A 14,743-nucleotide genomic window follows, 5' to 3' on the forward strand; every position below is an offset into this window, starting at 1 on the left:
GGCAGCGGCCGCGGAGGAGCAACGAGATCGGGCCTAGAGGGTATGCCTTATCCAACTCTTTGCGACCGAAATTACTGAGACAGGTACGTTCAATGTGATTTCTGAGTTAGCAGCCTGGTTCTGCGTTGGCTCGGGCAGCTTGGCAGCACGCAACAAAGGTCCAAGAACATGACAAAAAGAGCACTTATTATGATTGAAGGCGCGAGTAATACTCCGCGCTACGCTCAAGCCGCAAAGCGCCTTGGTCTTGATCCGATTGTCCTCTCGGCTAACCCAACCCAAGACGGCTACCTTGCAGGGGAGGAGCTTAAGGCCATCACGGTCGATACAGATAATTACGATGAGGTGGTCAGTGAATGTTCCCGACTACGTGCTACCTATGAGATTTCTGGCATTACGTCGGCCCGCGAATCGGCCTATGCAACAGTTGGTAAGCTCTGCCGGCATTTCGACCTACCGGGACCCAACCCTGAATCGATTGCGCGGTGTTGCGACAAATTCATTCAACGTCGGCTCTTAGCAGAGGCCGGCGTTCCGATACCTGCTTACATCCTGGCAGCGAATGCGATGGAAATAGAAAGCGCTGCGACGAAAATCGGCATGCCGGTGGTCGTCAAGCCAGCCGTAGGGATCGGCAGCGTCGGTGTCCGATTGTGCCGCAGCCTCGCTGAGGTGGCCGAACATACCACCTATCTATTGGATGAAGAGCAAAGGCGGTCTTCGCCGATGATACTGGTCGAAGAATTCGCACAAGGCCCTCAGTATTGCGCCGAAACAATGGGCAACGAGCTCGTTTGGATCGGCTCCGGTGATTTCGGCCCGCCACCGCATTTCGTCTACTATAAGTGGAGCTATCCGGCACTGCTTACCGATGACAAGCACAAGCGCATCGCCGATGTTTCGCTGAGCTGCTTGTCGGCTCTCGGCCTTGGCTGGGGGCCCACAAACATTGAACTCCGGTGGACGAAGCGCGGCCCAGTCGTCATTGAAGTCAATCCGCGACTTGCGGGCTCGCCTACACCTCAACTAGTCGAGCTGGCTTACGGCATCGATCTCATCACAGAGCACATCAAGCTTGTCATCGGCGATGAATGCGATATGCGCAAAAGACAATCCCACTTTGCGGCCGCGCGGTTCCTGATTGCTGATTGCGATGGCACCCTCGATTGGATCGATGGCGGTAGCCAGGCCGCTGCTATACATGGTGTCGCCGAGGTCAAAGTTTATGTTAAGCCCAAGACGCAAATCGCCAGGAAAGGCGATTACCGAGACTGCATCGGACATATCATCGCTTCTTCACCTACGAATGCTCAGACCGACGCGATACTTCAACGTGCCGTCGACTCAATCGATTGGTGCATTACGCCACTTCCGATAGCTGGCGACTAGGAACATCTTCGGCCCCTTCTCACCGATGCGGGGGCGCCAGATCCAAGGTTATCGTCGCCGACCAGAATTAGATCATCGGGAGCAGCGGCCTGCCGGAAGTGAGCCCCCCCCCCACGACGCCATGTCATCACCAGCATCCAACCGCAGCCCTATATTAGCTCTCTTTTCTTCCTAAGGTCCCAGTTTCTAGAAATAATGCGCTTGTCACCCTCAAAAGCGTCTAGCTGAGCCTCGATGATGAATTCGGTCTCAGTGGCCCGGAAAGAGGTACGAGACTTAGCATGCGCCTGCCAATCACCGCGTCCCCGCCGGTGCCAGTTCTCAATCTCCACCCTTGCCGTTAACGGGCCATCCTCTCCAATGCGGAATGTCTCACGCTTTCCGCCTTCTGTTTCTAATCCTATATGCTCGATGGTCTGAGATCCATAGTCCCTAGCGAGAACATACGTCGTTTCCCCCGTCACCAGATCACGGGTGGTTGTTTCTCGTGTTGAGAAGTCGCGATGGATCGTAGCTTGCTCCAAAGGAGCGGATTCGGCGGGCAGGAACGGTTTCAAGTCATCGTCTTCTGGACGCGGAGCTCGCGTGGGCAATTCCAATTTGCTTGCGCCAGCAATAACACTGACTGTGACTGGTTCCGGACTTGGCCAGACCAGCGGCCAATAAGCTGAACTCACAGCCACACGAATTCGGTTTCCGGGTGGAAAGGCATAAGCCGAGTCCTTTAACTGCACCCGAACCCTATACCGCTTCCCGGGTTCCAGCGCAGTCGGCGCTTCATGGCTGTCACGATGTGTGAGATTGAGCAAGCCGTAGCTGACCCGCGTGGAAGCACCATCCGGCGCGACATCGTTTAAGCGCACACAGATCTGTGCCACAGGTTTGTCGCTCGATATTTCCAGCTCGACGACAGGGGCGCCGTGAATCTCCAATCTCCCCTCGAGCGGCTCACTATCGAAGCACAAGGATTTCCCGTCGTCCTCGCGCTGGTCCGCCGGCAAATCGCCGGGAACGCCCCATGCGCTAAAACGGCCAGCAGCAGCGCCCGTATGAAGAGGCGAGCGGATTGTCAGTTCAGTTTCTGGTCCGCGCGTTATAGAAAGCGTACCTACATTGAGCATCAAAGATTGCGGCTTAATATGGGGACTAGGCCAAGACGGTTCGGCAATCCAGCGACCTGGACGTTCGCTATAGAAAGTCTTCGGTCGCGCAGATTCATACATCCAGACGCGATACATCGGTTCATCCATGATGCCGGTGTCCTTGCCCTTCAGCCAGTGATCCCACCATCTTAGACACTCCTGCAGAAATCCAATTTGTGGGCCCGGTAAAGCGTTCGGCATATGGGGGTATTGATGACCCCAAGGACCCATTAGTCCTTTTCGGGGTACATTCAATTCGGATAGAAGCCGCGGCACGGTGTTGGTGTATCCGTCGGGCCAACCGCTAACCGCGTAGACAGGACAAAGGATGCTTGTGTAGTCCTCACAAACCGAACCGTGTTTCCAATAAGCGTCCCGACGCTGATGCTCAAGCCAATTGTCCAGCATCAGAGGTTGGTTCTCCAATCGCTTAAGCCACATATCCCGCCAACGCTCTCCCACCACCGCCGGATCGGGCACGTGGGACAATACCGCAGCCATTTCCTCTGCCCATGTAATATTCCGAAGCAGCAGGCATCCGCCCAGGTAATGAATGTCGTCTCGATATCGATCATCAGTAGAGCACAGTGTAACTACCGCTTTCAATTCCGGGGGGCGCCTCGCAGCAACCTGCAATCCATTGAACCCGCCCCATGAAATACCAATCATCCCACATGCGCCGGTGCACCAAGGCTGCTTTGCCAGCCAGGCGAGAACCTCGATGCAGTCATCCTGCTCCTGCTTTGCATATTCGTCCGCAAGCAACCCATCCGACTCGCCCGTGCCTCTCAGGTCCACACGCACCCCAGCATAACCATGACCTGCATAGTACTGATAGGTACTTGTATCCCGTCCGGATGTACTTCCATCGCGCTTACCATATGGGATGTACTCAAGGATCACTGGCACGGGATCGCTTTTTGCGTCCTCCGGAAGCCAGATGCGCGCGGCTAGCCGCGTGCCGTCAGAAAGGGGGATGAACATGTTCTCGATCTCACGAACTTTTCGTGGGAAATCCGTCACGATCTTCATTTTTGAATCCTAAGAGTCCGATTAAGACGTTAGACGAAGTCGGCAGACGCCCTTCGCCTGACACAAGTGTCCGGTTTGAAGAATGAAGCTGCTAAAGGATAGCAGTAGTAGGTTGCTGCCTAATACAGAAACCAGCCGAGCGAGGTTCTTGTTCCGGGTTTTGGGGTCGCGTTATGCTTGCGCATACGTCAAGTCTCGCGAAAGTAAGGAAACATTGGCCTTGCCGTGGCATCAAAAGCCGGCCCGACCTTATCTGAACTGACACAGAATGAGGGAGGGAACGTCAACCAACAATAAGCGCCCGTATCCTCCATGATCTCCTGCATACGCACATAGATAGGCGCCCGTTTATCGGCATTCTGTTCGACGAGTCCCTTCGACCACAGATCCTCAAACTCTGGATCGCTCCAACGTTCCCAGTTCCATATGCCAATTTGGTCTTTTTTAAACCACTGGAGTATTCCCGCGGGATCTGGTTCACCGGAGAATTCCATTATCCACATCTCTAGTTTTTTCCAGTCATCGCCTTTGGATTCCTGACCGAGATTCCAATATACACCTCCATTTGTGGGGACGATATTTGCCTCGATTCCAACATCTGCCAGATTGGCCTGGATGATCTGTGCCGCAGCTACATGCGCTTCTTCAGAGGTCAGCACCACTAGCGAGAGCGACAAGCCAGAAACTCCGGCCTCCTTTAGAAGCGAACGCGCTTCGTCAGGTGCGTATTTGTAATTTGACTTGCCTCGATGGCCTACAACGCCTCCGAAGACTACTCCAAATGCTTTGGGTGCGAGGCCACTGTACGCCCCCTGGAGCACCGATGTGACATCAACGGCGCGCTGAATCGCCTTCCGCACCCGTGGGTCTTGCAACTTGGGATGTTCGGTATTCATCCCCATCCAAGTGTACGTAAAGCCGGGCAGTTCAATCAGCTTCGCATTCGCCGGAGGAGAGGAACGGTAGCGAGCAGCGGTCTCGGCGGAGATTTCCGTCAACTGAACTTCGTGGGCCTCGAATGCAAGTTCAGCGGATTTTCTGTCAGCGACAACCAACATCTCAATCTCGCTGAATGCTGGCTTCTTCCCTTTCCACTGAGGATTCGCCTTGAGTACTGCTTTTTGATTTGGTGTCCAGGAGACTAGAGTGTAGGGGCCCAGCTGACCAGGAAGGTCAGTCGTGAACCTGCCGTCCTTGATGTTAGTCATGGCCGCTTTTGGCAAGATCGCCGCAGGATAATTAGCAAGTCCTGTGAGAAAGAGACCAGGAAAAACGTCTTTCAGTATGACGACACCGCTATACTTGTCCTTGACGTCAACACGTTCGATGCTCGAGAATTTGTCCTTCCAATCAGAGGTTAGCAGTCGTTCAAAAGAGTACTTAACATCATCTGCTGTCAACTCACCCAAATCGCCACTCCACATCTGCCCCGGCTTTAGTGAAAAAACGATATGGGTTTGGTCTACAATCCCAATATTTTCGACATTGTCTGATGCTCGCCAGCCCCAGTTGCCCGCGGCGTCCCTGATTGTCACCGCCAATCTCGGCAAGCAAGCATAAATAATTCCAGCTTCGATATCAGTGCCGACAAAATATCCCGGGTCGAGGCTCTGTAGATCACTACGGACACGAACTTTCAGAGTGCCGTCAACAGCAGCGAGCACAGCCGCAGGCTTTAGTCCCAGCGCTGCAGTCGTTGCCAGCACACCCGCACCAGCCAACACTTGGCGGCGATTAGCAGAAATGTCCCTCATTGCTTCCCTCCCTGTCGTGGGCTTTGTTCTCGAATTTAGCCGGCTAGAGCCACGCTGGTGCCTCGGTCGACAATCCCCATTATTCTTTTAGCAGCTTTTTCTCGCAGCTTTTTCGCGGCCTGGGCATCAGAAGATCGACGGGTTTCTCGAGATTTGCGACGCCCATCCGATTGCAACAGGTCGGCTAGATTGAGATCGTCGGTCACAACTGTTGACGTATATCGGCTTCCTGATGCGGCTGGACAACGTCGTCGCCGCGAGCCCCGATGGATTTTCGCGCGCTTCCACCTCATCGGCCCCTAGATTGCCCCAAGCCAAGCCGGTCCACACACCAGGTTATGCATCTGCCGATACCGCTCGCTGCTTACCATGAGCTTCTAGGCAATACGGGCGATCTTGATGGCCAGCGCCACCGCAACCAGCTTCGGTTTTTTCCGTTGCGGGAGCTCGATGAGCCATCGGGAACCATATCTGCTTCGACCCGTTCTGATATGAGGCTCCACATTTAGGGTGTCCGATTGTCTCTCGATTCAGATGGCCTCTTTCCGAAAATCCGCTTATACCACGTCGAGAAATGGGAGGCTGAATCGAACCCGCAAGATAGAGCTACGTTGATCACAGATAGGCTGGAGTAGATGAGAAGCTCGCGCCCACGCTCAACACGGAGCTGCATATAATACCGCTGGGGCGTCAGGCCGGCGTGTCTTTTGAATCGGCGCTCTAGCTGACGCACCGAAAGTCCCACCCGTATGGCAATGTGCGGAACTGGTATCGGCTCCTCAACATGACGCTGCATTAGATCGATTGCGCATCGCACTTTGTCTGGCAGATATGCAAGATGTTCTAGACGGCCACCGAACTGATCTTCATTCTCATTTCGGATATGCTCATGGTGAAACTGGTTGGCTACGCCCCGAGCAAGATCCATGCCGAAACGCATCGAAATCAGATGCAACATCATATCCATGGCCGCAGTACCACCCGAACAGGTCAAGCGATCGCGGTCGATTTCATAAACCCGCTTCGTGCAGTTAAGATCGGGGAACTCTTCTTGAAACGCAGAACGACTCTCCCAATGTATTGTGCACCGATAGCCTGAGAGCACGCCCGCCCTCGCCAGTAGCCGCGTGCCGGTTGAGAGTGATCCAACCGCGAGTCTACGACGCACTGCTTCTCGGATAATCGTCAGGTAGCTTTTTTCATCATTCAAGTCAGTGTGCAAACCCGCGCAGACGAAGAGATAGTTTGCATCGCGGAGCGCTGCTTCAGGCTCAAGCGTCGGCAGCGGAATACCACTTGAGGTTTCAATATCGACGCCGCTCGGACTTGCTAATCGCCACAGGAAAGCGGGCCGCTGTATCAATCGGTTGAGGCCGCGAAGCGGCTCAATCGCCGAGGCCATGCTCATTAGAGAGAGACCGGGTACCAAAAGAAAGACAAAGACCTGCGGTTTCTCGTCCGCATCAAAGACGGTATCTTGGGTTATCGGCATATGTCCCTCCCTGCCTCAAGCAAAGTGACGTAGCCTTCGTAGTCTAGCGACTTGGCGCCCACCAGGGGTGGCGTAGTGTTAGGCGATCTTCTCGGCCTAAATGCTTGTTCGTAGGCATAAGCCAATGCGACTAGGCGATCGTCCGCCAGCGGACGGCCAAGCAACTCCATGCCAATCGGCAGATTGTCCGAGGTGAATCCTGCAGGCATCGCAATTGCCGGAAATCCAGTTACAGCGCTAAGTCTGGTGTTCGTTTTGGGCGATGCACTGCCGATGAGGGTAGGCCTACTTGGAAGTGTCGGATAAACGAGAGCATCTAACCCGTACAAGTCAAAAACACTCAAGAGCGCGCGCTGAATGATTTGTCGACGCGCGAGCGCTAGGCGGTATTCGGAACTGTCTTCACCAGCGAAGGTATTCGCAAGCTCCAGTTGTTCTCGCAGCTCTGGATTAAACGATCCTTGCCTCAAGATCTCCGACAGTGAGGACACAGGAGCGCCTGGGATACCGGCAAGGTAATCCGCTAGATCGAGCCTAAACTCGAAATCCCACACTACACCATCCGAGACCTCCAGCAGAGTTGGGAGTTCGATTGCAAGAGTGACCGCACCACACTCTTTCAATCGCTTCACTGCCGCTTTTACGACCCCCATCGCCTCCGCATCGTCCGCTTCGCGGAAGAAGTTACCGACGATGCCCAGTCGGGCGGCCTTTAGAGCTGCCGCATTAAGTGCTCCAATAAAGGACGGCACACGGCATGCCGCCCCTCTCGTTCTTGGATCGGCAGGATCTGGTCCGACCGTCGCTTCAAGTCCAACCGCGAGATCGATTACTGTACGGGCGAGCGGCCCTGCCGTGTCGTGCGTATGCGAGTAAGGTATGATACCCCTGTTACTCGACAGCCCCTTTGTCGGCCGCAACGCAAATAAGTTATTGTAAGCTGCGGGTATGCGGATAGATCCCCCTGTATCGGTACCGTATGCAATGGCGGCAAGACTCGCCGCAGTGGCTACACCACTACCTCCACTTGAGCCTCCAGGAATTCTGTTTAGATCGTACGGATTGCGCGTCTGGCCACCCAATGAGCTTGTGCCGGTTATGTTCTCGCCAAGATCATCCATGCTTGCTTTGCCCAAGATGACTGCACCCGCCTCACGCATTTTTTTCACCTGAAAGGCATCATTCCGTGGCCACAGCTTAGCTAATGCAGCGCAGCCCGCCGATGTAGGCATATCCGATGTCGCAAAGTTGTCTTTCAGGATGATGGGCACTCCGTGCATTGGCCCCCGCACCCGACCAGCCCGCCTCTCATCATCGAGCGCGGCGGCGGCATCATAGACGAACTCATTCAATCGAATTACTGCGTTAAGGCAGGGACCCTTTCGATCATACGCTTCTATCCTCGCAAGGTAAGCATCGACGAGGCCTTGAGCTGTTACGCGACCTGAAGCCATCGCAACCTGCAGCTCGGGGATAGTGGCTTCGCAAATCTCAAACGGAGTGGTCATGCTCGAAACTTCCGATCAGTTGGCCTGACGCCCGTAGCTCACGTCCGCCCCAAGCTATCGCGGGGGCAGCTGTTGGTTTGGGTCGAGGAGGCAGCAGGTACCAGCGGTCCAATGGGTTGCGCGGTCGAAGAACACGCCGACGATGCAAGCCAATCCGTTCAACCGCGCCAACACATAACGGCGATGAACCGCACCGAGTGCCCGCTTCGCGAAGTGGCGGCGTCAAATGGGCCGCTTTGCGTGTGTTATCGTCTTTAAACGCAAGGAATCCCCTCGGTCCGGCGCGTCCACTAAGGGAAAGTGACATCGATGGAAGTGAGTCGGTGACCTTTGATGAACTAATGGCAGCTCCTGTTGACACAATGTCTTCCCTTGTGGGCAGCGCGTATGGAACTCGCAGCCAGGCGGTCGAAAGGCTAAACTTGGCACTTCACCCAAGAGCGGTAGTTCTTCGCGGCGTCTATCAGGATCGGGATGTGGTTGGGCAGCCAGGAGTCCCGCGGTATATGGATGGGACGGATGTTTAAAAATCTCCCGCGTTGTTCCTTGCTCGACGAAACGTCCCATATACATGACGGCCATCTCATCGCTAACATGGCGAACTACGGCGAGGTTGTGAGTGATGATGAGATAACTAAGTCCAAATTCACGCTGCAGCCGTGTCATCAAATTCAAGACCTCACCCTGGACCGATACGTCGAGCCCCGCGGTGGGTTCATCGGCGACAATAAGCTTGGGTGAGAGTGCCAGCGCCCGCGCGACCCCGATACGACGTGCTTGGCCGCCCGACAGTTGATGCGGATAGCGCTCACCGAAGTCTTTAGGCAAGCCAACCAAGCCCAAGAGCCGGTGGGCCTCAGCATCGAGGTCGCGACGACTCAGCCCATGAATAATGAAAGGCTCGGTGATTAAGGAGCGCACTGTACGTCGCGGGCTCAGGCTCGCGATTGGATCCTGGAACATCATCGCCACGTCCCGGCGGTAGGCCATTCTGCTGCGAGAATTGCTATTCAGCGGTTCTTGACCTTCGAATCGTACTCGGCCAGCAGCCAGGGGAACCAGACCAGTAATAGCGCGCCCCAGCGTGCTTTTTCCCGAGCCGCTCTCGCCCACCAGCGCCAACGTTGTGCCAAGGCGCAACTTGAACGACACGTTGATCACTGCATCAAGAAAACGGTTTGGCCATCGCAGAACCGTGGCTACAATCGGCCCAACCATTGGATAACGTACGTGGACATTCTCAACCTCCAAAAGGGAGGTGATAGACTTGCTCGGAGTTATGGCCCTCGATTCACTCATTGCCCTGGTTCCCACGCAAATGGCAACGAGCTAGGTGTCTTGGGTGTACCTGGTAGTCCACTGGATGGACTGCATGGCATAGATCAAAGACTTTTGGGCAACGCGGCGCGAAGACGCAGCCGAAAGGCACGCGCAATAGATTCGGCACATCTCCGGCAATTGTCGGCAAATCGCGCCGAATTGTTTCAATCCGGGCCGGATCGCATTCCAGCAACGCTTGGGTATAAGGATGTCGAGGTCGGTGGAAAATGTCGTGCACGGTCCCATGCTCTACCACCTCGCCGGCATACATCACGACTACAATGTCACACAATTCAGCGATCAGTCCAAGGTTATGCGAGATAAACAAGATTGACGTATCAAACTCCCGACGAAACTCGCGGAGCAAGTGTGTTATCTGAACCTCCAGGCTTGCATCTAGCGCAGTGGTCACCTCGTCGGCAACCAATAAATCCGGTCGCTCCAGAACTCCCATGGCGATGGCTATACGCTGCCGCATACCGCCTGAAAACTGGTGGGGATATCGGTTAAGCTGGTGCTCTGGATCTGGGATACCAACACGGCGCAGCATCTCTGCCGCCCTCTGTTGCTTGCCATTTGAAGAAACTTCGCGCTTGCGGTACTGAACGTCCACCATCTGCTGCCCGATTGTCCGCACGGGACTAAGAGATGTCATGGGATCTTGAAAAACCATCGATATCCGATCACCGCGCAAGCTCCGGAGCTCAGCGGGTTTGAGTGTTCGTAGATCGCGGCCTAGAAAGCTAATGGTGCCTTCGGAGATGCAAGCATTATCAGATAACAATCCCATAATCGCTAATGCGAGCGTGGACTTTCCTGATCCGCTTTCACCTACCAACCCAACGACACTTCCCCGCGGCACATCGAGGTTGATACCACGAAGTGCCAATATCGGGCCGCGTGGGGCCTGGAAGCGAATGCTGAGGTCACGCACCTCCAAGACATTTCCTGCTTTGATGACTCTGGACAGTTCGAGCTTTGACGTAGATACGAGACTCATGGCTCATACGATCCGACGGAGCTTTGGATCAAGGAGGTCACGTAGCGCTTCACCGAGAAAAGTGAATCCAAGCGTAGTCACAACAAGCGGAATACCACCCGCAATGACGATCCACGGCGCCTCCCGAATGCTCCCGAAGCCCTCCTGCAGAATACGCCCCCAACTCGGCGCCGGAGGTGGAATGCCAAGTCCAAGATAGGTGAGACCCGCCTCCAGCGCGATCATCGCTGGTATGTCCATGCTGGCAACAATGAGGAGTGGGCCAACGATATTGGGCAGTATGTGCACCAGTAGGATTCGACTTGGAGAGCCACCCAGTGACTGAATGGCGAGGATGTACTCGGAACTCTTGATCGAGAGCGTTGCGGTGCGAACTAGACGGGCATATCCCGGCGCTTGGATTATTACCATGATAAATACCAAGGCCGCGATGCTAGGGCCAAGCAAGGTCATGACCATGAGCCCGAGTATCACCGTGGGGAAGGAGTAGATCGAGTCAAACAACAGGAGCAAGAAACTATCGAGCCAACGCGGTCCGTAGCCTGCGATGAGGCCTAATATCAGGCCAATAGCGAACGCTAGGATAATCGAACCGCCGCCGACGCCAATTGCAACCCGAGTGCCCGCCAGTACACGACTAAAAACATCGCGCCCGAGATTGTCGGTTCCGAAAAAATGATTGGAGATACCTTCCGTCCGCTCTCTATCGTCGAACAAGCCGATGACCAAAGGGGGACGAAACCGCTCCGTGATGTTGATCTTAAAAGGATCATATGGTGTGATCACTGGCCCCACGATAGCGCAAATGGTTACTGTCAGTACAATGAGCAGGCCTAGAACCCCAAGCGGATCACTCCGCAGCCGACGCAAGGCAACGACCGCCAAGCATGACGACGTTGGCGGGGGCGCATCGATGACGTCGACCGATGGTTCAGAGCGTTGAGCGTACACGAGGATCCATCCATGCGACAAGGAAATCGGAGATCGGCATAACGAAAACGAAGATTACGACGGTCGTTAGCACTGCACCCTGGACAACCGGATAGTTGTGCACAAAAGCGGAGTCGACAATCACCTTCCCAAGGCCGGGGCGAGAAAAGATGTTTTCGGCGAAAACAGCGCTTGAGAATAAACTGCCTATTGCAAGCGCAAGCATCGTTACAGTGGGTAGAATCGCTATTCTGAGCGCGTACTGGAGAATGATCTTGGTTTCCGGCAAACCGAAAGCGCGCGCCGTCCGTATGTGGTTCTCGCCCATTACCTCAAGCATCGAAGCACGCACCAAGCGGGACAGATATCCTACCCACCCAAGCCCAACAGCGAAGCTCGGCAACACTAGATGCCATAGCTGATCACGCAAATCTCCTTGCTCGCCTGCGCCGATGACTGGAAACCATTTGAGCTGAATGGCAAAAAACAGCAACGCGTAGATTGCAACGACGAACGAAGGGATGGAAATCGTACCTACCGAGAGCACCCCGGTAAGGCGATCGATCCAGCTGTTGCGTCGAATTGCCGAGTAGCAACCGAGTGGAATTCCCACTAGCGCCGACCATGTGAGGCCGCTTAACATGAGTACCAGAGTATATGGGAGATTCTCCACAATAATAGAACCAACGCTGTGCTTGGTTAGCGGGTCAGTACCAAGATCACCACGGACTGCCCCACCCAGGAATTTGGCAAGCTGCATGGGGAGCGGTCTATCGAGACCCATATCTCTATTCAGATTGGCGCGCATTTCTTCAGTGGCACGAGGACCTAACATGATGGTCGCGAGGTCGCCAGGTATCAAACGGAATGCTCCGAACAAAACGCACATTGACGTGACACATATCAGAGCCGCCAACCCCACACGTTGCAGACCATAGATCAACATTGTTTTGGTTCCGTTCGCACCGTCGAGCCCTGGAACTTACATTGCCTCGCACGGCCCCCGGTCCAAAAATACGACGCCATCGTCAAGGAATACGACAGACACTTGCTTGCGTTGGAGCCAGAGTTGGAGCCAGAGATGCGAACCGGCAGCAATAGCGGTGGTGGTCGAGCTGCTGCCCGCAAGGTGATGCCGGAGCCGCAGCACCTTCTGCGACGATACTATCCGCGGATCTTTCGAGAGAAAGCACTCGGCCACTAAAAAAACGAGGTTGAGGCGACGGGTTGGCTGGTTAGTGTTCTCCACCCAGTCATTCAGTCCCGATGCTGGCGATGTTCGACACCCGGTCGTGGGCCCGGCGATCGGAAGCTGGCGACTTTTTGATATGGTTTGTCGAACTGTCAGAAGGCAAGTGGGCCGGGAGACGGATATCGTTCAGTCGTTCTATGGAGCGGCCGATGATGAAGCTTGTATCGCCACGGATTGATGCTCATGCGCACTTCTACACAGCCGGAGATCTGCGCGTTGCGGGTGTGGATACCCCTACGCATTGCCTGCTCCGCATCCTCTTAGTGTTTATCTCGACGCTTTGATTAATGCTGGGGTGAAGCTCACTCTGCTCAACAATGTTCACCTGAGTATTCTGCCTGACTCCGAGAACGTGTTTGCCTCCTTTGACCGAGATGGCAGGCTTACAGGAGCGCGATTCCTTACGCTACGGGAGCGTCCGGCTGGTCGGCACGATCCTGGCCGATCCTCTCTATGCGAGCGCCGGACGCTTGGCGCATCCGCAGGTGTAGGGTGTTCGTATCGTGCTTCATGACGCGACTCCCGAGGCGATCAGGGATGATGCCTATACCTATACCCGTGCCGACTGGCCGCAGCTTTTCGCGCGGTTGCGCGCTGACCAGCATGTGCATGTGTATGCGCAGGAAGCCGCGGTCAACCTGAAGGTGCTGAGACAACTGCCCGAACGAGTTCCTGTCCTGATTGACCACCTTGGCACGTGCCATCCCGAGCGGGGCGTTGACGACCATGCATTCGCCGCTTTGCTCCGCGAGGCCAGTGAGCGTGGCAACGTGTACTTTAAGGGACCTGGATACCGCACGGCGATCGATGCGGTGGCCGCGGTGCCTTTCGCTGTCCAGATCGTCAAGCGGGTGGGTGCGCACAGGCTGCTGCTGGAGGCCAGCGACGCCCCCCACGTCAGAGCCGGCCGGGAGGGCCGGGCCTACGCCAATCACTTCACTCCTGCGGCTGCGTTCGACTTCGTCGCGCGGCTTGCCCGCGCCACCGCCGCACGGACGGGCACCACAGCGGATGCGCTGCTTCGTGGCGCATCCGCCGAGATCTTTCCCACCTCCCCTTGAAGGGAAAAACCATGACCATCCTGATTGAAGAAGATATCGCCTTCCCTGTGGCCTACCACGACGGCACCCATCGCCTGCATGGACGGGTCTTCCGCCTTGCCATCGGAGCGATGAGCAGCAAAAACTCCCTCCGGTGGTCTTCAACTCGGGCTTCACCGGCGGCACCAGTATGTACGGCCAGTTGGTGGGCAAGGCCCTGGCCGGGCGCGGCTATCGCGTGATGACCTATGACGTCGCCAACTTCTTCAAGAATAAGGACGTGCGCAACACCGTCAAGCGCGGCGACCTCACAGTGACGAACATTAGCCTCGAGGGCCAGAAGGCCGAGGTGCTCGCTGCGACCTCCTAGACCAAGGAGCGCTTTGGCCGCATGCCGGTCGTTGCCTCATGGGCGATGGGTTCGGTCGCGCCGCAGCCATCGCCGAACTGGCCCGCGCGGGCGGCAACCAGGTTCCGTACTACGTGCCGATGAACTACACCCGCATGACCTCCTTGCAAAACCTTCGCGCCGACAAGACGGCCGCACACGCGGCGCTGCTGGAGTTGCCCGATGACGAACCGGTACCGTCGTTCGACACGGGGACCGAAGAGACGAGGCTTAGTTACTGCCCCCTCGACTCGGCGACGCAAGCCTACGCCGATGAGCAGCTCGGCAGCTATACGGATGTCGACGGGGTTGATCGCTGGCCAGGTTGCAGCACCGTGAGCGCGAGGTCGAGATAATGAGACCTGTGCGCGGGAAGCATTTTGCGTTGATTTTGTTTGTTCTTTTCGGCTGCCAGGGTAAAGAGGCGCACTGATATCAGCGCCGACGTCGTCGGCTGTGTCTTCTGACGCTCTCGTGTAAGCGTCAGTGGTGTTTT

General features: G+C 55.6%; 12 protein-coding genes and 1 pseudogene. 4 read left to right on the forward strand and 9 right to left on the reverse strand.

Annotated features, from left to right (window positions below):
- Positions 1-168 precede the first annotated feature (168 nt).
- On the forward strand, positions 169-1,389 hold the full coding sequence (locus NKJ75_RS31345; protein ID WP_352500642.1) for an ATP-grasp domain-containing protein: 1,221 nt from the start codon (positions 169-171) through the stop codon (positions 1,387-1,389).
- A 149-nt stretch (positions 1,390-1,538) separates the two neighbouring features.
- On the opposite strand, the gene NKJ75_RS31350 is transcribed toward NKJ75_RS31345, so the two are convergent.
- The 9 genes and pseudogenes from NKJ75_RS31350 to NKJ75_RS31390 all read right to left on the reverse strand — a co-directional run bounded on the left by NKJ75_RS31350 (position 1,539) and on the right by NKJ75_RS31390 (position 12,513).
- The gene (locus tag NKJ75_RS31350) at positions 1,539-3,563 is read right to left on the reverse strand and encodes a CocE/NonD family hydrolase (protein ID WP_352500643.1); all 2,025 of its coding nucleotides are present in this window, start codon (positions 3,561-3,563) and stop codon (positions 1,539-1,541) included.
- A 188-nt stretch (positions 3,564-3,751) separates the two neighbouring features.
- The gene (locus NKJ75_RS31355) at positions 3,752-5,317 is read right to left on the reverse strand and encodes an ABC transporter substrate-binding protein (protein WP_352500644.1); all 1,566 of its coding nucleotides are present in this window, start codon (positions 5,315-5,317) and stop codon (positions 3,752-3,754) included.
- Between the two features lie 377 nt (positions 5,318-5,694).
- A pseudogene (locus NKJ75_RS31360) lies at positions 5,695-5,811 on the reverse strand (IS110 family transposase); the annotation flags it as partial.
- Positions 5,812-5,822: 11 nt separating this feature from the next.
- The gene (locus NKJ75_RS31365) at positions 5,823-6,809 is read right to left on the reverse strand and encodes a GlxA family transcriptional regulator (RefSeq protein WP_352500645.1); all 987 of its coding nucleotides are present in this window, start codon (positions 6,807-6,809) and stop codon (positions 5,823-5,825) included.
- A complete protein-coding gene (locus tag NKJ75_RS31370) occupies positions 6,800-8,317 on the reverse strand; it encodes an amidase family protein (RefSeq protein ID WP_352500646.1) in 1,518 nt (505 codons plus the stop codon). Before NKJ75_RS31370 ends, NKJ75_RS31365 begins: the two co-directional genes overlap by 10 nt.
- Before the next feature lie 222 nt (positions 8,318-8,539).
- A complete protein-coding gene (locus NKJ75_RS31375) occupies positions 8,540-9,616 on the reverse strand; it encodes an oligopeptide/dipeptide ABC transporter ATP-binding protein (protein WP_352500647.1) in 1,077 nt (358 codons plus the stop codon).
- Positions 9,609-10,571 (reverse strand): ABC transporter ATP-binding protein, encoded by a 963-nt coding sequence (locus NKJ75_RS31380; protein ID WP_352500648.1) that lies wholly within the window; start codon positions 10,569-10,571, stop codon positions 9,609-9,611. Before NKJ75_RS31380 ends, NKJ75_RS31375 begins: the two co-directional genes overlap by 8 nt.
- A gap of 69 nt (positions 10,572-10,640) precedes the next feature.
- On the reverse strand, positions 10,641-11,588 hold the full coding sequence (locus tag NKJ75_RS31385; protein ID WP_352500649.1) for an ABC transporter permease: 948 nt from the start codon (positions 11,586-11,588) through the stop codon (positions 10,641-10,643).
- Positions 11,569-12,513, reverse strand: coding sequence for an ABC transporter permease (locus NKJ75_RS31390; protein ID WP_352500650.1), 945 nt, complete (start codon positions 12,511-12,513; stop codon positions 11,569-11,571). Before NKJ75_RS31390 ends, NKJ75_RS31385 begins: the two co-directional genes overlap by 20 nt.
- Before the next feature lie 809 nt (positions 12,514-13,322).
- Here NKJ75_RS31390 and NKJ75_RS31395 point away from each other — a divergent pair.
- The 3 genes from NKJ75_RS31395 to NKJ75_RS31405 all read left to right on the forward strand — a co-directional run bounded on the left by NKJ75_RS31395 (position 13,323) and on the right by NKJ75_RS31405 (position 14,603).
- Complete coding sequence (locus tag NKJ75_RS31395; protein WP_352500651.1) at positions 13,323-13,880, forward strand: amidohydrolase family protein; 558 nt, start codon at positions 13,323-13,325, stop codon at positions 13,878-13,880.
- Between the two features lie 133 nt (positions 13,881-14,013).
- Positions 14,014-14,229, forward strand: coding sequence for a hypothetical protein (locus tag NKJ75_RS31400; RefSeq protein ID WP_352500652.1), 216 nt, complete (start codon positions 14,014-14,016; stop codon positions 14,227-14,229).
- A 38-nt stretch (positions 14,230-14,267) separates the two neighbouring features.
- Entirely contained in the window at positions 14,268-14,603 is a 336-nt protein-coding gene (locus NKJ75_RS31405; protein ID WP_352500653.1) for a hypothetical protein, read from the forward strand.
- Positions 14,604-14,743 lie beyond the last annotated feature (140 nt).

This window comes from Mesorhizobium sp. M0058 (genome assembly GCF_040323095.1).
Classification (GTDB): Bacteria; Pseudomonadota; Alphaproteobacteria; order Rhizobiales; family Rhizobiaceae; genus Mesorhizobium.